This is a genomic window from Streptomyces sp. NPDC006487 (assembly GCF_042870555.1).
GTDB lineage: Bacteria > Actinomycetota > Actinomycetes > Streptomycetales > Streptomycetaceae > Streptomyces.
The window spans coordinates 80,494-102,149 of the sequence record NZ_JBIAHN010000009.1; the positions used below are offsets into that span (position 1 = coordinate 80,494).

General features: G+C 73.0%; 19 protein-coding genes. 11 read left to right on the plus strand and 8 right to left on the minus strand.

What is annotated here, in order from left to right; all coding sequences use genetic code 11:
- Nucleotides 1-54: 54 nt before the first annotated feature.
- The 5 genes from ACFYM0_RS17100 (at nt 55) to ACFYM0_RS17120 (ending at nt 3,383) form a co-directional block, all read left to right on the plus strand.
- Nucleotides 55-651, plus strand: a complete 597-nt coding sequence (locus ACFYM0_RS17100) for a DUF5998 family protein (RefSeq protein WP_250746479.1) — start codon at nt 55-57, stop codon at nt 649-651.
- The gene (locus ACFYM0_RS17105) at nt 651-1,859 is read left to right on the plus strand and encodes an alkaline phosphatase family protein (RefSeq protein ID WP_388501871.1); all 1,209 of its coding nucleotides are present in this window, start codon (nt 651-653) and stop codon (nt 1,857-1,859) included. The genes ACFYM0_RS17100 and ACFYM0_RS17105 overlap by 1 nt, the downstream gene beginning before the upstream one ends.
- Nucleotides 1,860-1,909: 50 nt before the next feature.
- On the plus strand, nt 1,910-2,560 hold the full coding sequence (locus tag ACFYM0_RS17110; protein WP_388501873.1) for a thymidine kinase: 651 nt from the start codon (nt 1,910-1,912) through the stop codon (nt 2,558-2,560).
- A gap of 69 nt (nt 2,561-2,629) precedes the next feature.
- Nucleotides 2,630-3,130 carry a hypothetical protein gene (locus ACFYM0_RS17115; RefSeq protein WP_388501875.1) on the plus strand — a complete coding sequence of 167 codons (501 nt, stop codon included), beginning with the start codon at nt 2,630-2,632 and terminating at the stop codon, nt 3,128-3,130.
- A 4-nt stretch (nt 3,131-3,134) separates the two neighbouring features.
- Nucleotides 3,135-3,383, plus strand: coding sequence for a DUF6406 domain-containing protein (locus tag ACFYM0_RS17120; protein ID WP_388501876.1), 249 nt, complete (start codon nt 3,135-3,137; stop codon nt 3,381-3,383).
- A 78-nt stretch (nt 3,384-3,461) separates the two neighbouring features.
- On the opposite strand, the gene ACFYM0_RS17125 is transcribed toward ACFYM0_RS17120, so the two are convergent.
- Both ACFYM0_RS17125 and ACFYM0_RS17130 read right to left on the minus strand, forming a co-directional pair.
- Nucleotides 3,462-4,070, minus strand: a complete 609-nt coding sequence (locus ACFYM0_RS17125) for an ankyrin repeat domain-containing protein (protein WP_388502367.1) — start codon at nt 4,068-4,070, stop codon at nt 3,462-3,464.
- A gap of 123 nt (nt 4,071-4,193) precedes the next feature.
- Nucleotides 4,194-4,775 carry a heme-binding protein gene (locus ACFYM0_RS17130; RefSeq protein ID WP_388501879.1) on the minus strand — a complete coding sequence of 194 codons (582 nt, stop codon included), beginning with the start codon at nt 4,773-4,775 and terminating at the stop codon, nt 4,194-4,196.
- 251 nt (nt 4,776-5,026) lie between these two features.
- On the opposite strand from ACFYM0_RS17130, the gene ACFYM0_RS17135 reads away from it, so the two are divergent.
- Together ACFYM0_RS17135 and ACFYM0_RS17140 are read left to right on the plus strand one after the other, a co-directional pair.
- Nucleotides 5,027-6,262, plus strand: a complete 1,236-nt coding sequence (locus tag ACFYM0_RS17135; RefSeq protein WP_388501881.1) for a sensor histidine kinase — start codon at nt 5,027-5,029, stop codon at nt 6,260-6,262.
- Nucleotides 6,263-6,391: 129 nt separating this feature from the next.
- The gene (locus ACFYM0_RS17140; protein ID WP_388501882.1) at nt 6,392-6,994 is read left to right on the plus strand and encodes a hypothetical protein; all 603 of its coding nucleotides are present in this window, start codon (nt 6,392-6,394) and stop codon (nt 6,992-6,994) included.
- Between the two features lie 19 nt (nt 6,995-7,013).
- Here the strand turns inward: ACFYM0_RS17140 and ACFYM0_RS17145 are convergent, their stop codons facing one another.
- Nucleotides 7,014-7,775 carry a BTAD domain-containing putative transcriptional regulator gene (locus ACFYM0_RS17145; protein ID WP_388501885.1) on the minus strand — a complete coding sequence of 254 codons (762 nt, stop codon included), beginning with the start codon at nt 7,773-7,775 and terminating at the stop codon, nt 7,014-7,016.
- A gap of 186 nt (nt 7,776-7,961) precedes the next feature.
- Here ACFYM0_RS17145 and ACFYM0_RS17150 point away from each other — a divergent pair, with 186 nt between their 5' ends.
- Complete coding sequence (locus ACFYM0_RS17150) at nt 7,962-10,916, plus strand: BTAD domain-containing putative transcriptional regulator (protein ID WP_388501888.1); 2,955 nt, start codon at nt 7,962-7,964, stop codon at nt 10,914-10,916.
- A gap of 12 nt (nt 10,917-10,928) precedes the next feature.
- Here ACFYM0_RS17150 and ACFYM0_RS17155 read toward each other — a convergent pair whose 3' ends face one another.
- The 3 genes from ACFYM0_RS17155 to ACFYM0_RS17165 all read right to left on the minus strand — a co-directional run bounded on the left by ACFYM0_RS17155 (nt 10,929) and on the right by ACFYM0_RS17165 (nt 15,572).
- Complete coding sequence (locus ACFYM0_RS17155; protein ID WP_388501890.1) at nt 10,929-11,084, minus strand: hypothetical protein; 156 nt, start codon at nt 11,082-11,084, stop codon at nt 10,929-10,931.
- Between the two features lie 238 nt (nt 11,085-11,322).
- Nucleotides 11,323-13,710: a proprotein convertase P-domain-containing protein gene (locus tag ACFYM0_RS17160; RefSeq protein ID WP_388501891.1), complete on the minus strand. Its 2,388-nt coding sequence runs from the start codon at nt 13,708-13,710 to the stop codon at nt 11,323-11,325.
- A gap of 251 nt (nt 13,711-13,961) precedes the next feature.
- Nucleotides 13,962-15,572 (minus strand): phospholipase A2, encoded by a 1,611-nt coding sequence (locus ACFYM0_RS17165; RefSeq protein WP_388501894.1) that lies wholly within the window; start codon nt 15,570-15,572, stop codon nt 13,962-13,964.
- Nucleotides 15,573-15,872: 300 nt separating this feature from the next.
- Between ACFYM0_RS17165 and ACFYM0_RS17170 the strand changes: the two genes are divergently transcribed.
- The gene (locus ACFYM0_RS17170; RefSeq protein ID WP_388502369.1) at nt 15,873-17,834 is read left to right on the plus strand and encodes an FAD-dependent oxidoreductase; all 1,962 of its coding nucleotides are present in this window, start codon (nt 15,873-15,875) and stop codon (nt 17,832-17,834) included.
- A gap of 20 nt (nt 17,835-17,854) precedes the next feature.
- On the opposite strand, the gene ACFYM0_RS17175 is transcribed toward ACFYM0_RS17170, so the two are convergent.
- A complete protein-coding gene (locus tag ACFYM0_RS17175) occupies nt 17,855-19,834 on the minus strand; it encodes an NAD-binding lipoprotein (RefSeq protein ID WP_388501896.1) in 1,980 nt (659 codons plus the stop codon).
- A 172-nt stretch (nt 19,835-20,006) separates the two neighbouring features.
- Entirely contained in the window at nt 20,007-20,285 is a 279-nt protein-coding gene (locus ACFYM0_RS17180) for a hypothetical protein (protein ID WP_388501897.1), read from the minus strand.
- Between the two features lie 85 nt (nt 20,286-20,370).
- On the opposite strand from ACFYM0_RS17180, the gene ACFYM0_RS17185 reads away from it, so the two are divergent.
- Together ACFYM0_RS17185 and ACFYM0_RS17190 are read left to right on the plus strand one after the other, a co-directional pair.
- Complete coding sequence (locus ACFYM0_RS17185; protein WP_388501898.1) at nt 20,371-21,087, plus strand: helix-turn-helix transcriptional regulator; 717 nt, start codon at nt 20,371-20,373, stop codon at nt 21,085-21,087.
- Nucleotides 21,088-21,118: 31 nt separating this feature from the next.
- Nucleotides 21,119-21,634: a DUF3291 domain-containing protein gene (locus ACFYM0_RS17190; RefSeq protein WP_388501901.1), complete on the plus strand. Its 516-nt coding sequence runs from the start codon at nt 21,119-21,121 to the stop codon at nt 21,632-21,634.
- Nucleotides 21,635-21,656: the final 22 nt, after the last annotated feature.

A 21,656-nucleotide genomic window follows, 5' to 3' on the forward strand; every position in this document is an offset into this window, starting at 1 on the left:
GGGACGGGCCCCAGGGCGGCCGAGGTGCCCCATACGGGCCTTAGGATGGACCTCATGGCGAAATCCGGTACGACGACCCAGGGGCTGCGCACGGCGATCGAGCGCAGCGGCTACTACCCGGCCCTCGTGGCCGAGGCCGTGGAGGCCGCGGTGGGCGGCGAGCCGATTTCGTCGTACCTGGTCCACCAGGAGACGACCTTCGACTCCAACGAGGTGCGCCGGCACGTCACCGTGCTGGTCCTGACCGGCAACCGCTTCATCGTCAGCCACACCGACGAGCAGGCCGCCGACGCCGGGTCCCCCTCCCCGTACGCGACCACCTCCACGGAGTCGGTCAAGCTGGCCAGCATCTCCTCCGTGGTGCTCAGCCGCGTCGTCGCCAACCCGGAGTCCTACACCCCCGGCACCCTGCCCCGCGAGGTCGTCCTGACCATCGGCTGGGGCGCGGTCTCGCGCATCGACCTGGAGCCCGCCGCCTGCGGCGACGCCAATTGCGACGCCGACCACGGCTACACCGGGAACTCCACCGCGGACGACCTCAGCTTGCGCGTCAGCGAAGCCGGCGACGGCCCCGAGGCGGTCCGCCAGACCCTGGTCTTCGCCCAGGCGCTCTCCGAAGCGACAGCGGCCACCTCCACCCCCGCCCGCTGATGGCGTCGTACCCCGCCGCGCAGAGCTGGCAGGACGAGCCCGAGCTGCTGGACCTGGCCGGAGCCCCGGTGCCGCACTACGGCACCGGCTCGCTCGCCGACCTGCTGCCCACCCTCGTGGCCGGCCAGGGCGTACCCGGCTTCGAAGCCTCGATCGCCGAGCTGACCCCGGCCGACCGGAACTGCGTGTTCCTCGTCGACGGCATGGGCTGGGAGCAGATCAAGGCCCACCCGGACGAGGCCCCGTACCTCACCTCGCTGCTCGGCAGCTCGCGCGGCGGCACCGGCCGCCCGATCACCGCGGGCTTCCCGGCGACCACCGCCACGTCGCTGGCCTCCGTCGGCACCGGCCTGCCGCCCGCACGGCACGGCCTGCCCGGCTACACCGTGCGCAATCCCGCCACCGGCGAACTGATGAACCAGCTCCGCTGGCACCCGTGGACCCCGCCCAAGCCCTGGCAGCCGTACCCCACCGTCTTCCAGCAGGCGGACGCGGCCGGGGTGGCCACGGCGCAGGTGTCCTCGCCGGCCTTCCAGACCACCCCGCTCACGAAGGTCGCGCTGAGCGGCGGCACCTTCCTCGGCCGGATGACCGGCGAGGAGCGCATGGACCTCGCGGCCGAGCGGCTCGCGGCCGGCGACCGCTCGCTCGTGTACACGTACTACAGCGAGCTCGACGGGGCCGGCCACCGGCACGGCGTCGACTCCGACGCCTGGCGCGGCCAGCTCATGTACGTGGACCGGCTGGTGCAACGACTCGCGGAGCAACTGCCGCCGCGCACCGCGCTGTACGTGACCGCCGACCACGGCATGGTGGACGTCCCCTTCGACGAGGACTCCCGCATCGACTACGACGACGACTGGGAACTCGGCGCGGGCGTGGCCCTGCTGGGCGGCGAGGGCCGGGCCCGGCACGTGTACGCCGTACCGGGCGCCGAGGCCGACGTCCTGACCGTCTGGCGCGAGGTGCTCGGCGACCGCTTCTGGGTCGCGAGCCGGGCGGAAGCCCTGGACCTGGGCTGGTTCGGGGCACCGGGCGAATGCGACGAGCGGGTCCTCGGCCGCATCGGCGACGTGATCGCCGCCGCCCAGGCCGACGTGGCGATCACCGCCTCCCGCGCCGAGCCCAACGAATCGGCCCTCGCGGGCATGCACGGCTCCATGACCCCGGCCGAACAGCTCGTCCCGCTGCTCGAGATCCGGTCCTGACGCCGCAGCCGTCCCCCCTTCCCCTCCCTTCGAAAGGCCCTGTACTCCCCATGCCCGAGCTGGTGTTCTTCTCCGGAACGATGGACTGCGGAAAGAGCACCCTGGCTCTCCAGATCGCCCACAACCGCGATGCGCGTGGCCTGCAGGGCGTGATCTTCACCCGTGACGACCGGGCGGGGGAGGGCAAGCTCTCCTCCCGCCTCGGCCTGGTGACGGAGGCGATCGAGGCGCCGGAAGGCATGGACCTGTACGCGTACCTGGTCGCCCAGCTCTCCAAGGGCGGCAAGGCGGACTACGTGATCGTGGACGAGGCCCAGTTCCTGGCGCCCGACCAGATCGACCAGCTGGCCCGCATCGTCGACGACCTCGGCCTCGACGTCTTTGCCTTCGGCATCACGACCGACTTCCGCACCAAGCTCTTCCCCGGCTCCCAGCGCCTGATCGAGCTGGCGGACCGGCTGGAGCAGCTCCAGGTCGAAGCCCTGTGCTGGTGCGGGGCCCGCGCCACGCACAACGCCCGCACGGTGGGCGGGGAGATGGTCGTCGAGGGCGCCCAGGTCGTGGTCGGCGACGTGAACCGCCCGGCGGAGGAGATCGGTTACGAGGTCCTGTGCCGGCGCCACCACCGCAAGCAGATGACCTCGGCCTCCGCCCAGGCGGGCGCCCTCTCCCCGGACGTCCTCCCGGTCAATCAAGGCTGACAGCCCGACCTCCCGGTCTTCGACTCCAGCCCTGACCGACCTGCCTTCGCGGACTCCGCGGCCACCGGGGTGGCGTGGGCGCCCGTACTGGAGAAGGCGATCGCGGGTAGCGATCAGGCCTGGAGCGAAGAGCGTCGCGACCGATGGGCCGAGGGGCAGAAGATGCGGGGGGCCTCTGTGGTCCCCGAGGGCTACGTCCGGCTTGACCAGGGGGGCGGCGCTTCGGGCCGTGCTGAACTTCTCACTCAACTTACCGGCCGGCCCGCAGCCGTTTGGGATTTTCCCCAACAGTACGACCGCTACGGGGTCAGTCCCGACAAGCAGCTCATGGGGGATCTCAGGCAGCGGCTCGCCGAAGACAAGCCCGTGCTGGTCGGTACGCATTCCGAGAAGGAGATCGGTGGCCCACTGTCGCACGATCTGGAACCGGCCCATGCGTATGAAGTGACCAGAGTGGACGACCGGGGAAGGATTCACCTGCGCAATCCTTGGAACAGGAACCATCCCGAGCCCCTGACAATTTCACAGTTCAAGGCCAACATCCGGCCCCGATACACCACCTTGGAGTGATCAGGTGACTACTGAGATCTTTGTCTTGCGTGGAGTTCCGACGCCAACCGCCCTCGCCTTCTTCGGCGTGATCCGGGTGGAATCCCGTCCTGGTTTTCCCCTCACGGTCCGCCTGGTGGTGGACGACGGAGAGGAGCGGAAGTACACCCTTGAGCCGGGCGACACCTTCTCGGTCCGGGGAGAGCCCTGGAAGCTCGACCACGTGGACGACCCGGCCGGGGACTGGCAGGTTTGCCTCCGTAAGGTCGAGTAGCCGTTCGAGGCGCGCCACACTTCTCTCCTGCAGGGCGTGATCTTCACTCCCGGTCAACCACGGCTGACCGCGCCCGGCTTAGCGCCCTGCCTGGCGCACGGACCTGAGCAGGCCGGCGATCCCGGTGAATCCGCGGCGTTCCGCGTGTTCGAGCGCGGTCACGCCGTCGCCGTCCGGAAGGTGCGCCGTCGCGCCGGCGGTGATGAGCAGTTCCACGATCTCCTGATGCGCGCGGCCGCCGTCGCCGAGGATGACGGCTTCGAGCAGTGCGGTCCAGCCGAGCCGGTTGACGTGGTCGACGTCGATGTCGGTTTCCCGGAGCAGGGCCCGCACGTAGTCGACGTGGCCGCGTTCGGCGGCGGGGATCAGGGCGATGCCGCCGAAGCGGTTGCGCCGGGTGAGGTCCGGGCGGGCCGGGAGCAGGGTGCGCATCATGCGGACGCTGCCGGTGACACCGGTGACCAGCCAGGGGCTGTCGTCGCGATCGTCCTGGGCGTTCGGGTCGGCGCCGGCGGCGACGAGGACCTGGGCCGCCGCCACGTGGTCGCCGAGGGCGGCGAGCAGGAGCGGGGTGCGGCGGTGTTCGTCGTGGGCCTCGATGCCGGCGCCGGCGGCGAGTGCCGCGCTCACGGCGTCGGCGTCGCCCTCGCCGGCGGCAGCCAGCAGGGCTCGGTCGGCAGGTGTCATGAGGGTGCTCCTCGGGTGGGTCAGGGCGCGTAGCGCGGCCAGGGCCGTCATCGTCATCGTCATCGTCCTCGTACGCACGCCTCGGGTGGGGGCCGTTGCGTGTCCGGCGTGACTCGTCCGGCGCTACTTGTTCAGCGCCGCGACACCGGCCTGGGCGAACTTCTCGTCCAGGTCGCCGGAGGGTGCGCCCGCGACACCGATGCCCGCGATCGGGGCGTTCTTCGCGGTGACCGGGGCGCCGCCGCCGAGGAACAGGGTGCCGGGGATGTCCTTGAGGGCGGGGGTCTGGGCGAGGCGGCCGGCCAGCACGGAGGTGGGGGCGTTCCAGGACACGGCAGTGTAGGCCTTGCGCTGGGCGGCCTCGTAGGACTGCGGGCCGGCGCCGTCGCCGCGCAGCGTGACGATGGTGTCGCCGTTGCGGTCCACCACTGCGACGGTGACGCGCTGGTTCTCCTTCTTCGCGGCGTCGAGCGCCGTCCGGGCGGCCTTCGTGGCGGCGTCGATGGTCAGGTGGGTCGACTGGGTCAGGTTCTTGTTCTTGGCATCCGTCTTCGCGCCGGCCTGGGCGGCCGGGGCCTGGGCCGGGGCCTGGGCCGGGGCGGCGCTGGCGGCGTAGGCGCCGAAGCCGCCGAGGGCGAGGGCCGCGACCAGGGCGCCGCCGGTGATCGCACGGGTGCGCCGGGAGACCATCTTGACCTGCTTCATGTGTGCCGACTCCTTGATGAGGGGTGAGGGGTGAGGGGTGAGGGGTGAGGGCGGCGCCGTCCGTTCCGGCCGCCCCGCTCTGACATCCATCCTGGGCCCGGCGGCGGCCCCGACCTGTCGGCTGGCCGGCTGCGTGCGGCGGGTAGGTGGGGGGACACGCGGGTCATCCGATCGGTTTACCCCGGCACGATCCCGGTCGGCGACAATGTGACTGTTTGTCCGGTTCAGGGATCCGATGTCAAGAGGTGCACGTGCGGCCCGACCCCAGCGATCCCTCCGACTCCGGCAGCGATCCGGACGACCGGCGGCTGGCCCTGGTCATGCGCGTCACCTTCTTCGTGCTGATCGGCACGTCGATGGTCCGTTTCGTTCAGCGGCACACCCAGGAGGCCCGCGCCCCCTGGGTGATCGCCCTCGCCGTCGTGCTCGCCGTCCTCTACCTGCTGGGCCCGGCTACGGAGGGCAAGGCGCACCCGGGCCGTGGAGGCGTGCCCTGGCCTCCGGCCCCCCGGCTGGCCTGGCTCGGGATGGTCGTCACCGCGTGGGCCGTCCTCGTCCTTCTCGCGCCCAGCTTCGCCTGGGTCGCGGTTCCCCTCTTCTACTCCGTGCTGCGCACGCTGCCGCCCGTCGCCGCGTACGTCCTCGTCGCCTTCCTCACGCTCTTCGTGATCTTCGCGCAGCTGACGCTGGCCCCCCGCTTCAACCTCGACCTGGTGATCGGGCCGGCTGCCGTCGCCGCGCTGACCACTGCGGTCTTCCTCCACATGCAGCGGCAGGCGGTCCGCCAGCACGCCCTCATCCGCGACCTCGTCCGCACCCGCCGCGAGCTCGCCGCCACCGAGCGCCGCGAAGGCACCCTCGCCGAACGCCAACGGCTGTCCATGGAGATCCACGACACGCTCGCGCAGGGCCTGTCCAGCCAGCAGATGCTGCTCCAGGCCGCCGACCGGACCTGGGAAACCGACCCGGCCAAGGCCCGCGGTCACCTCCGCACCGCCGCGTCCATCGCCGAGCTCAACCTCGCCGAGGCCCGCCGCTTCGTGCACGACCTCGCACCCGCCGACCTCGCCCACGGCGGCGGCCTCGACGCCGCGCTGCACGCCCTCGCCGAACGGGAGTCCGGCGCGGGGCTCTCGGTGCGCGTCCACATCGACGCGGGCGGGCGCCTGGCCCCGCTGCCCGAACGCGTGCAGTCCGCGCTGCTCCGCATCGCCCAGGGCGCGCTGGCCAACGTACGGGAGCACTCCGGTGCCACCACCGCCGCGCTCACCCTCACCCGGCTCGACGACCAGGTCGTCCTCGATGTGGCCGACAACGGGCACGGGTTCGACCCCACTGCCCTGCCCGGCGCCCCGTCCGGCGGGCGCGGACACGGCGTCCCGGCGATGCGGGCCCGGATGCGCCAGCTCGGCGGGACCCTGACCATCGAGTCGGCGCCCGGGGAGGGTGCCGTCCTGACCGCCGCCGTCCCCGTCCCCGCCCCCTGAGGCATCGGGTGCGGACCGGCCCGAGAAGGCAGGGAGCAGGGAGTGCGGAGGAAATACAGAACCCGTGCAGCCTTCTCCGCGACGCTGGTCCTTCGGCCCCGCACCCCGGGGCCCGTGGGAGGAGCGAGCATGGGGACGGCGCGGGACGCCTTATTCGAGTACGCCGCGGGCACCGTACGGCTGTTGCCCGGCCAGGCCGCGGTGACCTCCGCCGTGCTTCAGGGGCCGCCCGCCGCCCTCCTGGAACGGATTCCGCAGCTGGTGCGCGGCTTCGCGGGCGAACGGACCGACGGTGGGGCCCTGTTCCGCGCGGCGGCCGGACTCCCCGGGGAGGCGGCAGTCCCGGGCCCGGCCGATAAGGCGGATGGCGGGGCGGATGGCGGGGCGGACGACGGGCGCGGCTGCGCCCTGGTGCAGTCCCTGCCCGCGCTGAGCCGGGAGTCGGCGGGGAGCGCGATGGCCTCCCGCGCGGACCGGCTCACCGGGGCCGCCGACCGGCTGCACTGGGAGCTGGCCGAGCTCGGGGACCTCCCCGGGAGCCCTGCCGCCGGGCGTTTCGCCGCCCGGTACGCGCTCTGCTACGCCGGGGCCGCCCTCCTCTGGCTGTGGCGGGCGGGCGGGGAGAGCTGCCCGGAGTGGGCGTACGAGGCCGTGGACGCCGTCCTGGCGGCGCTGGAAGACCCCGCCCACGTGCCGGACGCCCCGGCCGCACTCGCCCTGATCCCCGGCTGAGAGGCGTCAACGGTCCTGCTCAGGCGGCGAGTTCACCCGCCAGAGCCTGCTGGAAGGTGCGGGTGAGCAGCGGACCGGGGCCGACGCCCAGCCGGTCGGCGAGCAGTTCCCGGCCGGAGTGGAACTGGAGCAGGGCCGCCGCGGGCTGGCCCGCACGGCACTGGGCGGTCATCAGCAGGCAGCGCAGCCGCTCCCGCAGCGGGTACCGGGCCACCAGGCGGGTCAGTTCGGCGACCAGGCCGTGCGGCATCCCGGCGGCGAGCTCCGCCTCGGCCCGGTCCTCCAGGGCCGTCAGCCGGGCCTCCTCCAGCCAGGGGCGCTCCTCCTGGGCCAGCAGCTCGGTGGTGTCGGCCAAGGCCTCGCCCTGCCAGAGGTCGAGCGCCGAACGCAGGACGGCGGCGGCCCGTCGCGCGTCCCCCTGCCGCAGCAGCGTGCCGCCGAGCGCGGCACGCTCCGCGAACAGGTGGTGGTCGCAGGACAGTTGTCCGGGGGCGGTGGACAGGCGGTAGCCGCGTCCCACCCGTTCCAGCCGGGCGGCCCCGTCGAGCGGGGCGCGCAGCCGGGAGGCGTAGGTGTGCAGCTGGGCGACGGAGCGGGCCGGGGGGCGTTCGCCCCACAGGGCGTGGATCAGGCGGCCGTCGGGGACGGTCCGTCCCTCGGCGAGCAGCAGTGCGGCGAGGACCGTGCGGGGCTTCGCGCCGCCCAGCGCGTTCTCCGTGTCCCCGGACGCGGCCCGGATGCGGACCGGTCCGAGCAGTGTCGTCTCCAGGAAGTGCGTCATGGGGAGCGACCGTAGGCGGGCGGTGCATCCTCCTGATATCGGCTGCTTATCGGCGGTCCGTACCCCCGATTCGGACGGTCCGTTCCTCTGCCCAATCCGCGCCCCACCGATTATGATCATGACAACTTTCAGGGGGAGGGCCCGGGGGTGGCGTCGATACGGTTCGGTCTGCTCGGGACACTCCGGGTGACCTGCGAAGACCGGGAGATCCGGCTCGGCGGGGCCCGTCAGCGTGCGGTGCTCGCCCTGCTCCTGCTGCGGCACGGCCGAACGGTCTCGGTGGACGAGCTCGCCGAGACCGTCTGGGACGGTTCGCCGCCGCCCACCGCCCGGACCCAGATCTCCATCTGCGTCGCCCAGCTGCGCAAGCTGTTCCGGGAGGCGGGCGTCGAGGGCGAGGTCATCGTCACCTCCCACCCCGGGTACCGGCTCGGCACCGAGGGCCACGGACTCGACCTCGTGGACTTCCTCTCGCTGACCGGGCAGGTCTCCGCGCTGGCGGGCGCCGGCCGCCCGGCGGAGGCCGCGGACGCCTACCGGCGGGCCCTCGCCCTGTGGCGGGGCCCCGCCCTGGACGGTCTGCCCGGCTACGCGCTGGAGCAGGAGGCGTGCTGGCTGGAGGAGCAGCGGCTGACCGCGCTGGACGGCCACGCCGAACTGCGGCTCGCCCTGGGCCGGCACCAGGAGCTCACCGCCGAACTGGCGGCCCTGGTCAGGGAGCATCCGCTGCGGGAGCGCACCCGGCACTCGCTGATGCTCGCCCAGTACCGCTCCGGCCGCCGCGCCGACGCCCTGGAGACCTTCCGCGCCGGGCACCAGCTGATCGTCGACGAGCTGGGGCTCGAACCCGGCAGCGCACTGCGGGAGCTGCACAACGCCGTCCTCCGCGAGGACCCGGCCATCGCGGCCCCGACGACCGTGCCCGAGTCCTTCGCGGCCCTCGCACCGGCCGCGCCCGCCGCACCCGTTGCGGACCCGGAGCCGCAGGGCCAACGGCAGGACCGGCAGCGGGACCAGCAGCAGGACCAGCCGGAGACCGAGCCCGCGGACTCCCCTCTCGCGGCCCCCGCCGACCGCCGCCCCGCCCTGTCCCTCGCCCCGTCCGACCTGCCCCCCAACATCCCCTCCTTCACCGGCCGCTCCGGCGAGACCGAGGTCCTCGACGCCCTGCTGGACGGCCGCCCCGACGGCGCGCCGCCCCGGGTCGCCCTGGTCACCGGGGTGGCCGGGATCGGCAAGACCGCGCTGGCCGTGCACTGGTCGCACCGCGCGGCCGCCTCCTTCCCGGACGGCTGCCTCCACGTGGACCTGGGCTCGGACCTCGCCACCCCCGGCGAGGTCCTGGGCCGTCTGCTGCGCTCGCTCGGCGCCGACGACCGGCTGCCCGACGGCGAGGCGTCGCGGATCTCGCTCTACCGCAGGCTGCTGCGCGGCCGCCGGGTCCTCCTCGTCCTGGACGACGCCTCTTCGTTCGCGCAGGTCGCCCCGCTGCTGCCGGCCAACGGCGGCTGCTGCGTGGTCGTCACCAGCCGGGAGAACATGGACGAGCTGGTGCTGCGGCACGGCGCCGTGCGGGTGCCGCTCGGGGTGCTGGACCAGGCCGACTCCACCGCCTTGCTCGACCGGATCGTCACCGGCGGCCGCACCGCCGGTTCCCCCGCCCAGACGGCGCGGCTGGCCGAACTCTGCGACGGGCTGCCGCTCGCCCTCTGCATCGCGGCCGCACGGCTGGCCACCCGCCCCCACTGGACCGTGCGCCGCCTCGCCGACCGGCTCGCCGACGAGCACCGGCGCCTGGACGAACTCAGCATCGGCGGAAGCCGGGTCCGGGCCAGCTTCGAACTGAGCCACGGCTGCCTGTCGCCGGTCCTCGCCTCCGTGTACCGGCGACTGTCCCTGCTGGACGTCCCCGACGTGCCGGCCTGGGCCGTCGCCGCCCTCCTGGACTGCCCGGTGGAGACCGCCGAGCAGTACCTGGACGAACTCACCGACGCCCACCTCCTGGAGGTCTCCGGCCCGGACGCCACCGGCCAGTACCGCTACCGCTTCCAGAGCCTGCTCCGCCTCTACGCGCGCGAACGCGCCCAGGAGGATCCCGACCGCCCGGCCGCCGAGGCGGCCCGGGACCGGGCGCTGCACAGCTGGCTGACCGTCGCCGAGGCCGCCCACCGCCGCGAGTACGGCGGCGACCACTCCGTGGTGCACGGACCGGCCCCCCGTCCGCACGTCGACCGGGACCTCCTGGACGACCTGCTGGCCCGCCCGCTGGACTGGTTCGACTCCGAACGCCACTGCCTGGTGGCGGCCGTCACCCAGTCCGCCCGGCTGGGACTCGCCGCGCTCGCCTGGGACCTGGCCGCCTCCACCGTCGGCTTCTGCGAGATCCGCAGCAACACCGACGACTGGCGCCGCCTCTGCGAGGAGGGCCTGGCGGCCTCCCGGGCCGCGGGGGACCGCCAGGGCGAGGGCGTGATGCTCGGCGAGCTGGGCGCCGCACTGCTGTACCGGGGCGAGTCGGAGGCCTCCGTACGGCTCCTGGAGGAGGCGGACGCCGTACTGCGGGACGGCGGCGAGGTCTACGGGGCCGCGCTGAACGCCTGCAAGCTGGCCGTCGTGGTCCGCCAGCGGGGCGACGCGGGCGCGGCACGTGCGCTCCTGGACGGGGCACTGCCCGCGCTGCGGGCCGCCGGAGACCTCTCCGCGCAGGCTCACGCGCTCAACAACCTCGCCCAGATCACCCTGGACGCGGGGGACCCGCAGGAGGCCGTGCGCCTGGGCCGGGAGGCGGTCGCGCTGGCCCGGGGGCTGGGCGCGACCCGGGGCGCGGCCCAGGCCTTCCACCGACTGGGGCGGGCCCTGCTCGCGGCCGGGCGGCTGCCGGAGGCGGAGCAGGCCCTGACCGAGGCCGCCGGGATCGTCCGCGCCAAGCACGACCGGCTCGGCATGGCCTACGTCCTGCTGGGTCTGGCCGAGGCCCGCCTGAGGGCCGGTCGGGCCGAACGGGCCGACGAGGACCTCGCCGCCGCCTTCGCCCTGGCCGAGGAGACCGGCAGCGCCGTCCTGCTGAACCGTCTGCACCTGCTCCGGGTCGAACTCGAGGAGTCGCGGGCACCGGGCGCGGAGCTCCCGCAGGAGGCCTGACCCGGCCGCCGCTCAGTCCCAGGGCTCGGTCTGCACGACGACCGTCGTCCCACCGGCCGCGGCCGTCACCGTCGTCCCGCCGGCCACCGCGGTACCGGCTGCCAGCACGACACCCGCGATGACCGCCGCGACCGTCACGACCACCTTGACCAGACGCCCGTTCTCCATGTCCCCACTCCCTCTCACCCCTCGCCCACCGGACTCCGGCCCCTTGCCGGTCCGTTCCCCGGGCGACTCGCTCTGACATCAACAGACGTTAGGGGAGGGGGACTTCGTATCCTTATCGGACCGCTATCGCTCCTCCTTCCCGGCCCCTCCCACCTGCGGAAACGGGCCCGGCCCCCGGCTGTGGAAGCCGGGGGCCGGGCGTTCGGGAGCGGTTCCGGTGGTGCGGGGGCAGGACCGGTCAGAACTTCAGGGTCCAGTGGTCGAGCGTCCCGGAGGAGCCGGCCGAGATGTCCTCGACCCGGAGCTTCCACACCCCGCTCGCCGGGGAGGCGGAGGCGTCCACCGTGTAGACCTGCTGGATCACGCCGTTGCCCTCTTCCTCCACGGACTCCTTGACCAGGTAGACCTTGCCGTCCGGGGCGACCAGGTGGACGTCCAGGTCACCGCGCCACGTGTGGGTGGCGTGCAGGTAGACCTGGAGCTTCTTCGGCGCGTTGCCCGCGATGCCGGTGACGGTGACCGGGACCTCGATGGTGCCCGGGTCGGGGACCGAGTGCGGGGTCTGCACCTCGTACGCGGGGAACGTCATCGACCAGGCGTTGAGGGTGCCGACGGAGCCGGTGTACGGGTCGGAGACCTTCAGCGTCCACGTGCCGTCCGCGGGCGAGGCGGAGGCGTCCACCCGGTAGGTCTCGCGGAGCACCCCGCCGTTCTCGGTGGCGGCGGTGGAGTCCGAACGCAGCGGGTAGGTCCGCCCGTCCGGGGAGAGCAGGTCGATCCGGACGTCGCCGCGCCACTCGTGGGTGATGTCCACGGCGACCTGGAGGGCGGCCGGGGCCTGGCCTCCGATGCCGGCCACGGTGAGGCCGGAGGTGACCGAACCGCCGTCCGGGACGCTCAGGTTGCCGGTCATGGCGAAGGGCGTGGGGAAGTTCAGCGACCAGCCGAGGAGGGTGCCCTTGGATCCGGCCGACGTGTCCTGGACCTGCAGCTTCCAGGTGCCGGAGGCGGGGGAGGCGGAGGCGTCGACGGTGAAGCCGCCGAGCGCGCCGGCCCCCTCGGTGCCGGAGGTGGACTTCAGGCGGTACAGCTTCCCGTCGGGGGCCACCAGGTCGATCTTGAGGTCGCCGCGCCAGGGGTGGGTGCCCTCCAGCTCGACCCGGAGCGCCTTGGGCGCGTTGCCGGGCACCCCGGTGACGGTCAGCGGGGCCTCCACGGTGCCCGGGTCCGGGATGGGCCGGTCGGTGTCGTCGAAGACCTGGGAGGGACGCGGCCGGGCGGCCGGCTGCGGCTCCGGGGCGGCCGTGCCGACGACGGCCTTGCCGAGGTCGAGCCGGGGGGTGACGGCGCCGGTGTACGTGATCGGCGTACCGGTGGTGCCCAGCATCGCCACCAGGTTCGGGAGGCTCTGCGCCGGGTACTTCTGGCGCAGCACCGCCAGGGACCCCGCCACGTGCGGGGCCGCCATCGAGGTGCCGCTCTTCGCCGCGTAGCCGCCGCCCGGGACGGAGGACACCACGGCCGCGCCGGGTGCCATCACGTCCAGCAGCGGGCCGCGGTTGCTGAACGAGGCCACCTGGTCGTCGTTGGTGGTCGCGCCGACCGTCACCGCCGACGGGACGCAGCCGGGGGCGTTGACCGCGTCGCCGTACCCGTTGTTGCCGGCCGCGACCACCGTCGCCACGCCCACCGAGTACAGGCTGTCGATCACGGACTTGCGGGGGTCGGTGTCGCAGCCGGTGGTCCAACGGCCGGCGCCCAGCGACATGTTGGCCGCGATGATGTCCGTGCCGGCCTGCTTCAGTGCGTACACCTTCTCCAGCGCCTTGATCTGCGAGCTGGTGAAGCTCAGCACGCAGGGGCTGTTGCCCGCGCCGCAGTAGTCGTCGGAGTCGAAGCGGGAGAACACCTGCATCGCCACGATGTTCGCGGCCGGGGCCACCCCGCGCTTGGGGGCGCCGCTCAGGCCGGTCCCGTTGCCGGCGGCTATGCCCGCCACGTGGGTGCCGTGGGAGCAGGCCGCGCCCAGTTCCGCGCAGCTGCCGGTGTCGGCGTCGGCGCTGCCGGCGCCCTCCTGGGAGGCCTCGCCGTTCGGGCAGAGGCTGGTCGCGCCGTAACTCTCGTCGTTCACCGAGAAACAGGCCTCGGCCGTCACCCGGCCGCTCAGGAAGGGGTGGTTCTTCGCGACACCGGTGTCGATCACTGCGATCGCGGTGCCCGCCCCGGTGGCGCCGGCGGTGAACGCCTTGTCCGCGCCGATCCGGACCGTCGAGCTGTCCAGCATCGCGGGGACCGGGACGTCCTCCGTCACGCTCACCACGTCCGGGTTGGAGCGGAGCTGGGTGAGCCCCGCCTGGCCCACCGTGAGGGTGACCATCGGCAGCCTGTCGTACGCCACCTCCGTCTCGCCCGCCGCGGCGGCCGTGGCCACGTCGGAGCGGGTCTGGGTCACCACGTTCACCCGGACCGTGCCGCCGCCCGCGGTCCCGGTCTCCAGCGCCGGGTCCACCGGGACCTCGCCGGCGGCCGCCGCCGGGGCCGTCCCGACCAGGGGCACCAGGCCTGCGGGCACTGCACCGAGCAGCAGGCCCGAGGCCATCGCGACGGCCACAACAGATCTCTTCACGACAGGCTCCAGGGAGTAGGCACCGAGCGGGCGGTGCCGCGGCGGCAAAGAAAGAGAGGAGGGGGCAACTCGCATGTGAAGCCCGCGAGTTCAGGGCTGGAAGTTCGGTGGTGGCAACTCGCTCGTGAGGTCTGCGAGTCAAAGGCCGGAAGTTCAGGGGGCGGGGCCGTGTGCTCAGGCCCCGGGGGCGGGGGACGGGGCGGCGGCGTCGCTCGCCGCGCTGCCCGGTCCCCCTGCGGTGGCGCTGCCCGTCAGGTGGCGTTGGCACCGTTCTTCGGGCGGCCCTTGTAGAAGACCGCGGTGTAGTACGTGTACGCGGTGGACCGGCAGGCGCTCTTCCAGAAGTACGCCGGGCAGGTGTTGTTGTACAGGATGTTGTAGAACGCGACGTCGGTGGCTATGCCCTTGTTGGTGTCCAGGTAGTAGCGGTAGCCCTTGTACGCGTTGCCGATGGTTCCGTAGCCGTAGTCGTGCGAGTCGCAGGCGGCACGGAAGTCCCAGCCGCCGGGCTTGTCGGGGCTGTTGCTGCAGTGGTCGTTGTCGATGCCCACGATCCAGGCGCCCGTCGGGGTCTTGCGCCAGATCGGGTTGTGCCAGCCGTAGTGGGCGACCTTCGTCGCGCAGCCGCTGTACTGGTACCACATCCACGACTCGGGCCGGGAGCAGTAGCTCGGGTAGGCCTGCGGGGAGGTGATCTCGCTGCCGGCGAAGTCCTCCGCGGCCGGGGCGATCCCTTCCGGCTGGGCCAGGCTCGGGGAACCCTGGATGGTGCTTCCGGCCTCCGGGCGGATCCCGGTGGTCTCCACCGACTGCGGGGCGGCCACGTCACCGGAGTAGGTCAGCTGCCAGGACGCGCCGTCCTCGGCGGAGGCGGCGACCACCCGGTCCGAGGCGTCGTAGCTGTAGGTGTTGAGCTGGCTGCCGGCCGCCGGGTCGTCGACCTTGCGGAGCAGGCCGGAGCCGTCGTACGAGTAGCGGGCCAGGGTCTGCACGGTCTGGCCGACGGTGACGGTGATGTCCTTGACCTGGCCCGCGACATCGCCGAGGGTCTGTCCGGAGGCGGTGGTGGCCGCCGCGTAGTTGACCTTGACCGTCTGCGCTGGGACGTCGGCGCGCGCCGGATCCTTGACGGTCGAGACGCGGCCGGTGCTGTCGTAGGTGACCGTCGTCTGCTTGAAGGCGGCGCTGCCGACCGCCGTCACCCGCCAGTGGTCGCCGCTGCCGCCGACCTGCTTCCAGGTGTAGGACGGCTTCAGGGAGGCGGCCGGGATCGGGTTCCCGGAGGAGTCCAGCGGCACGTCGTCACCGGAGGCGGCCTGGGTGAGGTTGACGTTGAGCGTCTCGGTGACCGTGGTCTTCAGCACCCCGGCGAGGTCGTCCCACTGCACGCTCTCCACGAGCGTGGAACCGTCGGACGCCTTGTAGGAGTTGGTGCTGCCGCCGTTGGCGCCGGCCACCGAGTCGGTCAGGTCGTAGCGGACGGACTCGGCGGTGTCCAGGTCGGTGGTGGTGATCGAACCGGAGCCGGGGACCAGCTTGCGGTTCAGCTGGCCGCCGACGAACTCGGCCTCCCAGCTCGGACCGAACACTCCTAGGTCGGCGCGGGCGGCCGGGGCGTCCTGGGCCTGGGCGACGCCCGCCCCGCTCCCGTCCACCGTGTGGGTCCGGCTCATCAGGCCGTACGACACGTCGTTCTCGGATATCTGGAAGGTGTCGTCGACCGACTGGTACGTACCCGGGCCGATCAGCCGGGTCTCCCCGGCCTCCAGCGCCGGGGAGGGGAGGTCCTCGGCGATGGCCGACTGCGGGAGCAGTAGGGCCAGTGACAGTGCTGTCACTGCGGGAAGCGCGATTCTGCGCACGTTCGGTTCCTTCGGGTCACCGGCGGCACACGGTCCCGACCCTTGCGGCCGGCCCCTGTCTCGCCTGTTCGAACCGGTCGTTCTCGGCCGGCAACGAGAAACCTAGGAACCCGCCCCTTCGATCCGTTATGCCTCCGTCACCGCCCGCCCCGATACCCCTTCGATGGCAGCCGGTTGTCCGTACGAAACCCAGTTCGTCAGCGCGAGGCGAAGCGCTTCGCACGTCCGGGTGGTCCTTGTCCGTGCGGGCCCCTTCTGGTCGTTCGGGCCCGGGCGGGCGGCAAGAGTTGAGTCATGATCATGGATCCCGATGCCAACTCCCCTGCCCCCGAAGCTTCCGGAACCTCCGGCGAGCCCGCGCCGGCGTCCTCCCGCCGGCCCTCCCGCCGTACCGTCATCGCCGGCGCGGCCGCCGTCGCGGCGGCCGGCGGGCTGACGGTGGCCGTCACTTCCGCCGAGACCTCACAGGCCGTCCCCGGCGCCGCCGTCGCCGACTGGGACACCTGCCTGACGGTGGCCCGGGCCATCCTCGTACGGGACGAGGAGGACCAGCCGCTCGCACCGCGCTACGCCGACATCCTGCTGAGGAACGGCCTGCCCCGCTCGCGCCGGCCCGGCAAGAAGGTGCTGATCGTCGGCGCCGGGCCGGCCGGACTCACCGCCGCGCACCTCCTGCGCGAGGCCGGACACAAGGTCACCGTCATCGAGGCCAACGCCAACCGGGTGGGCGGCCGGATCAAGACCTTCCGCACCGGCGGCCACGAGAACGCCGCACCGGCCTTCGCCGACCCGAAGCAGTACGCCGAGGCCGGCGCGATGCGCATCCCCGACAGCCACCCGCTGGTCACGGGGCTGATGGACGGTCTCGGCCTCAAGCGCAGGCGCTTCCACCTGGTCGACGTCGACGCGGCCGGCCGTCCCGCCTACCGGACCTGGATCCACGTCAACGGCCTCCGCGTCCGCCGGGCCGATTACGCGCGCGCCCCGCAGGCGCTCAATCGTTCCTTCGGAGTGCCGCAGGCGTACGAGTCCGTGCCCGCCTCGCAGATCGTCCGCGACGCCTTCGCCCCCGTGCGGCGGGAGATCGAGGGCAAGAAGGACAGGGACCTCGTCGAGGGCTGGGCGCGCGTCATCCAGCGCTACGGACACATGTCGATGTACCGCTTCCTGACGGAGGAGGCCAAGCTCGACGAGCGGACCATCGACCTGATCGGAACGGTCGAGAACCTCACCTCCCGCCTGCACCTCGCCTTCGTGCACAGCTTCATCGGTGCCTCGCTGATCAGCCCCGACACCGCCTTCTACGAACTGCCCGACGGCACCGCCACCCTGGCCGACGCGATGTACGCGCGGGTCAAGGACCTCGTACGCCTCGACCGCCGGGCGACCCGGATCGTCCACGGCGACGGCAAGGTCACGGTCGAGACCGTCTCCGAGGGCCGCGGCGGCAGCCCCGTGCGGCGCGAGACCTTCACCGCCGACATCGCCATCATCACCGTCCCCTTCTCGGGGCTGCGCCACATCCCCGTCACCCCGGCGCTCTCGTACGGCAAGCGGCGCGCGGTCACCGAGCTGCACTACGACGCCGCCACCAAGGTGCTGCTCGAATTCAGCCGCCGCTGGTGGGAGTTCGACGAGGCCGACTGGAAGCGCGAGCTGGAGGCCGTACAGCCCGGCCTCTACCGCAAGTACCAGACCGGGCAGAGCCCGGCGAACGGAACCCTGCTGGGAGCCCACCCCTCCGTGCCCGAGGGCCACATCTCCGCGGGCCAGCGCTCCCACTACGCCGCCAGCCGCGTGGTCACCCGCGATCAGCCCGAGGCCGCCCGCGTCGTCGGCGGCGGCTCGGTCACCGACAACCCCAACCGCTTCATGTTCCAGCCCTCCTACCCCGTCGAGGGCAGCGCCGGCGGTGTCATCCTCGCCTCCTACAGCTGGGCGGACGACGCCCTGAAGTGGGACTCCCTGGACGACGAGGAGCGCTACCCGCGCGCCCTCGCCGGAGTCCAGGAGGTGTTCGGGCAGCGCGTCGAGGTGTTCTACACCGGCGTCGGCCGCACCCAGTCCTGGATGCGCGACCCGTACGCCTACGGTGAGGCGTCCGTCCTGCTGCCCGGCCAGCACACCGAGCTCTTCCCGCACGTCCGCAAGGCCGAGGGCAGCCTGCACTTCGCCGGATGCCACACCTCCATCAAGCCCGCGTGGATCGAGGGAGCCCTGGAATCCGCGGTGCGGACCGCCCTGGAAGTGCACACGGCGTAGCGGCGGCCCCGACGGCGGCGTCAGCTCTCGGCGAGCACGATCAGCGAGTCCTCCTCGCGGAAGCTGACGCGCAGGCGCTTGTCGGGGTTGATCCGCACCCCGTAGTCGGGGCCCGCCGTGCTCCGGGCCCGCAGCCGGTAGCCCACCGCGCACTCCCCGCGCCGCCGTGCCGCCTCGACGGCGGTGGCGAACGAGACCTCATGGCCGGCCCGTACGTAGTCCGTGGCCGGCTTGAGGTGGAACTCGTGCCCCTCCGCGTCGAACAACTCCTCGAAGACCGCGGCGAGGTACGGGCTCTCGGAGATCTGGGTCATCAGCAGGCTGATCAGCCTGCCGCTCACGATGAAGTCGGCGCCGTCCTGCACCGGTGCGAGGAGCCGGTTGCCGTCGTCGGACATCTCGGTGGTGAGCGCGATGTCCCGCCGCGCGGCCTCCCCGACGGCCCGCAGGTGCAACAGGGTGACCAGTGTCCTGTCGTCCGCCCGCGCCTGCGGATCCGTCACCGGAGCGAGGGAGGGCGGGGGCGCGGCCCCCGCCACGGCTTCGGCCTCGGGCTCCGTCTCGCCGATCACGATCACGCCGTCGTACGAGGGCACGTCCAGCTTGGCCAGGGTGAGCGGGTCGGTGATGTCACCCTCGTGGAAGGAGACTTCGAGGCGGGACCGCGCGGCCGTGACGCCCCGGGCGCCGCCCGTGGCCGCGTGCACGCCGAGCGCCACGACGTCCAGGGTGGTCCCCGGGCCCACGTACTGGTCGAGCTGCTCGATGACGAGCGGGGCGCGGCGGTTCCAGCCGAGCAGGAGGAGGCGCTCGGCCCGGGCGGTCGCGGGTGCGGCCGTCACGATCGCGTCGTCCTCGACGTGGGCGGCCACGTCCGCGCGTACGGCCGTGTCGTCGTCACGGGAGATGACGATGATCCGGTCGGCCGGGCCGATCATCGCCCCCGGATCCGGATTGAGGGTGACGGTCCCGCCACCGTGCAGCAGGCCGACCGCCGAGGAGGTGTCGAACGACAGCAGCGCCTCGCCGAACGGACGCCCCACGAGGTCCCCGGGGGCCACCGGATAGAACTCGTCGCCGGCGAAGTCCAGCAACTCCGAGTAGACCAGCGAGAGACCGGGCTGCCGGGCCGTCGAGACGAGGAGCCGGGCGACGATGTCGTCCACGCACAGGACGTGCCCCGCCGGCCCGGCGGCCAGCCTGGCGGTCAGGTGGTTGCGGGAGTCACGGACGGCGGCGACCACCACCGCCTCCCCCTTCGCCCCCCTCGGCTCTCCCTCCGCCTGCCCGGAGCCGTGGACGGCCGCGTCGAGGGCGAGCAGGGTCTTCACCACGTGGGCGTCCCCGGTGTCCCCGGTGGGAGGCAGTACGAGCACCGACCTCGCCGTGCGCGGACTCACCCGGCGCAGCTCGGCCGGGTCGGTGGTGCTCCCGCTGCGGCAGATGATCCGCGTCCTGCCGCCGTCGCCGACACGGGCGGAGATCTCCTCCTCCATCCACACCTTGTCCTGCGGGGAGAGCACGGCGATGGCGGAGCGGCGCTGGTTCGCGTTGGCCGCCACGAGTTCCCCGATCACGGGAAACACCTGGTCCGACCACCCCAGTACGACGGTGTGCCGGGTCTCCAGCACGGTGGAGTGGCCCCGCCGCAGCAGCATGATGCGCCGGTTGATGCCGGTGGTGATCAGACTGACCAGGGTCGACACGAAGAGCAGCGCCACGAGCGCGAGCGATACGGAGGCCAGCACGTACGGCGGGGAGCCGACCGCACCCCCGATCTTCAGGGTCTGGCCGACGCTGACCCACACGGCGGTGAGCCGGCCGGAGAGCGTGGCCGGGGCGGCCCGGTCGGACCAGACGAGGACCGCGCTGGCCGGAACGACGACGGCGAGGCAGGCCAGGGCGAGCCAGCCGATGAGTGCGGTCGTCCCGCCCGAGAGCAGATGGTCGAAGCGGTACCGGAGACGGAGCCGGAGTGACGTCGTGTGCTGCTGCGCCACACAAGCTCCCGTATGAGTCGACGCGCCGATCGGAGCGGCTGCGCGCCGCCGGAAGCCACCCTAGGCAGAAGTCCGCTCCCGCCCCCGTGATCTCCGCCGACCTCACTCAGAGGTATGAACGCATCCCGGATCGCCTCCGTATGGGCGGGGGCGGGCGGGGGCGGACTCCGGCTCAGGTGAAGCGTGCCGTGAGCTGATGCCGCGCCGCGGCCCACGTGCTCTCGAACTGCTCCGCGGTCAGTGGTTCGGGCACGCAGCCCTCCCACTCGGACACCGGGGACTCGGCGGTGAATCCGTACCGCGCGTCGGAGTCCGTGTCCCGGGCGGCGGCGACGGGCCGCCGCTCGGCCCCTTGGAGCTCGACCTGCCGGGTCACCCACCCGTCAGCGCCGGTCTCGAAGTAGAACCAGGTGTCTTCCTCGCCCCAGTAGCTGCGGAACCATCGCTTCATCGGGCCATCATCGCCCGGCCCGACCAGCCCCGGGACGCCGGTCCGCCTTTCTATCTCCAACCTGCGTTGTTCCTAGAATGGCCGGGTGGAGGACATCGATGTGATCGCGGTGCTGCAGGATCCGGTGCGGCGCCGCCTGTACGAGTACGTGGTGGCGCAGGGCCGTGAGGTCGGCCGCAACGAGGCCGCCGAGGCGGCCGGGGTGGCGCGCACGCTCGCCGCGCACCATCTGGACAGGCTGACCGAGGCCGGGCTGCTGGAGAGTGGCAGCCGCCGGCTGACGGGCCGTTCGGGGCCGGGGGCGGGCCGTCCCGCCAAGGTGTACACGCGGGCGCGGGTCGAGCTGTCGGTGTCGCTGCCCGCCCGTGACTACCGCACGGTCGCCGAGCTGCTCGCCGAGGCCGCCGAGCAGGCGGGGCTGGACGCCGGGCTCTGCGCGGCCGCCCGCCGCCGGGGCGAGGTCCTGCGCGGCTCGGCGGCGCCCTGCGGGGGCCTCGAGGAGGCGATGGGGATGCTGGCCGCCCGCGGCTACGAACCGCACCTGGAAGGCATTGAGGGCGCTGAGGGCGCTGAGGGCGCTGAGGGCGCCGAGGGCGGGCCCGGGGCGGCCGCCCGCGTCGTCCGCATGCGCAACTGCCCCTTTCACGCCGTCGCCGAACGCTTTCCGCCCCTCGTGTGCGGCATGAACCTCGCGTTGCTGGAGGGGCTGCTCGGTGCGGACGGTCCCGTACGCGCTCGCCTGGACGCCCGGCCGGGGGAGTGCTGCGTGGTGGTCGAAGCTTCTAAAACTAATGATCATTGACATAGAAAACGGCTCGTGCTGGGATGAGGCCATGACCGCATCCCCGCCCCCGCATGCCGCCCACCTCGCCCAGCTCAACGTCGCGACCCTCCGCCACCCGCTCGACGACCCGCGCGTGGCGCCCTTCGTCGAGATGCTCGACCCGGTCAACACCGCCGCCGACGGCGCGCCCGGCTTCGTGTGGCGGCTCGCGGAGGAGGGGGAGGCCGACGCCACCGGCCTGCGCCCGGCGGGCGAGAACGTCATCGTCAACCTGTCGGTGTGGGAGACCCAGGAGGCCCTGTGGGACTTCGCCTACCGCAGCGGCCACCTGGAGGTGATGCGGCGGCGCCGCGAATGGTTCGAACGGCACGTCGAGGCGCACATGGTGCTCTGGTGGGTTCCCGCCGGGCACCTCCCGACCGTCGGGGAGGCCCTGGAGCAACTGGCGGACCTACGGGCGCACGGCCCGTCCCCGCGCGCGTTCACCTTCGCCTCCTCCTACACCGCCGCCGAGGCCGCCCTGAGCGCGCGGCCGACGCCCGCCGGGGACTCGGCGGGCGTCTGAGGCGGGGACGCCGAATCCGGGC

Bases quoted from the DNA above. Each gene is read 5' to 3' on its own strand.
- ACFYM0_RS17100 (WP_250746479.1), top strand. From the start codon at position 55: ATGGCGAAATCCGGTACGACGACCCAGGGGCTGCGCACGGCGATCGAG.
- ACFYM0_RS17105 (WP_388501871.1), top strand. From the start codon at position 651: ATGGCGTCGTACCCCGCCGCGCAGAGCTGGCAGGACGAGCCCGAGCTG.
- ACFYM0_RS17110 (WP_388501873.1), top strand. From the start codon at position 1,910: ATGCCCGAGCTGGTGTTCTTCTCCGGAACGATGGACTGCGGAAAGAGC.
- ACFYM0_RS17125 (WP_388502367.1), bottom strand. From the start codon at position 4,070: ATGACACCTGCCGACCGAGCCCTGCTGGCTGCCGCCGGCGAGGGCGAC.
- ACFYM0_RS17130 (WP_388501879.1), bottom strand. From the start codon at position 4,775: ATGAAGCAGGTCAAGATGGTCTCCCGGCGCACCCGTGCGATCACCGGC.
- ACFYM0_RS17140 (WP_388501882.1), top strand. From the start codon at position 6,392: ATGGGGACGGCGCGGGACGCCTTATTCGAGTACGCCGCGGGCACCGTA.
- ACFYM0_RS17145 (WP_388501885.1), bottom strand. From the start codon at position 7,775: ATGACGCACTTCCTGGAGACGACACTGCTCGGACCGGTCCGCATCCGG.
- ACFYM0_RS17155 (WP_388501890.1), bottom strand. From the start codon at position 11,084: ATGGAGAACGGGCGTCTGGTCAAGGTGGTCGTGACGGTCGCGGCGGTC.
- ACFYM0_RS17170 (WP_388502369.1), top strand. From the start codon at position 15,873: ATGGATCCCGATGCCAACTCCCCTGCCCCCGAAGCTTCCGGAACCTCC.
- ACFYM0_RS17180 (WP_388501897.1), bottom strand. From the start codon at position 20,285: ATGAAGCGATGGTTCCGCAGCTACTGGGGCGAGGAAGACACCTGGTTC.
- ACFYM0_RS17190 (WP_388501901.1), top strand. From the start codon at position 21,119: ATGACCGCATCCCCGCCCCCGCATGCCGCCCACCTCGCCCAGCTCAAC.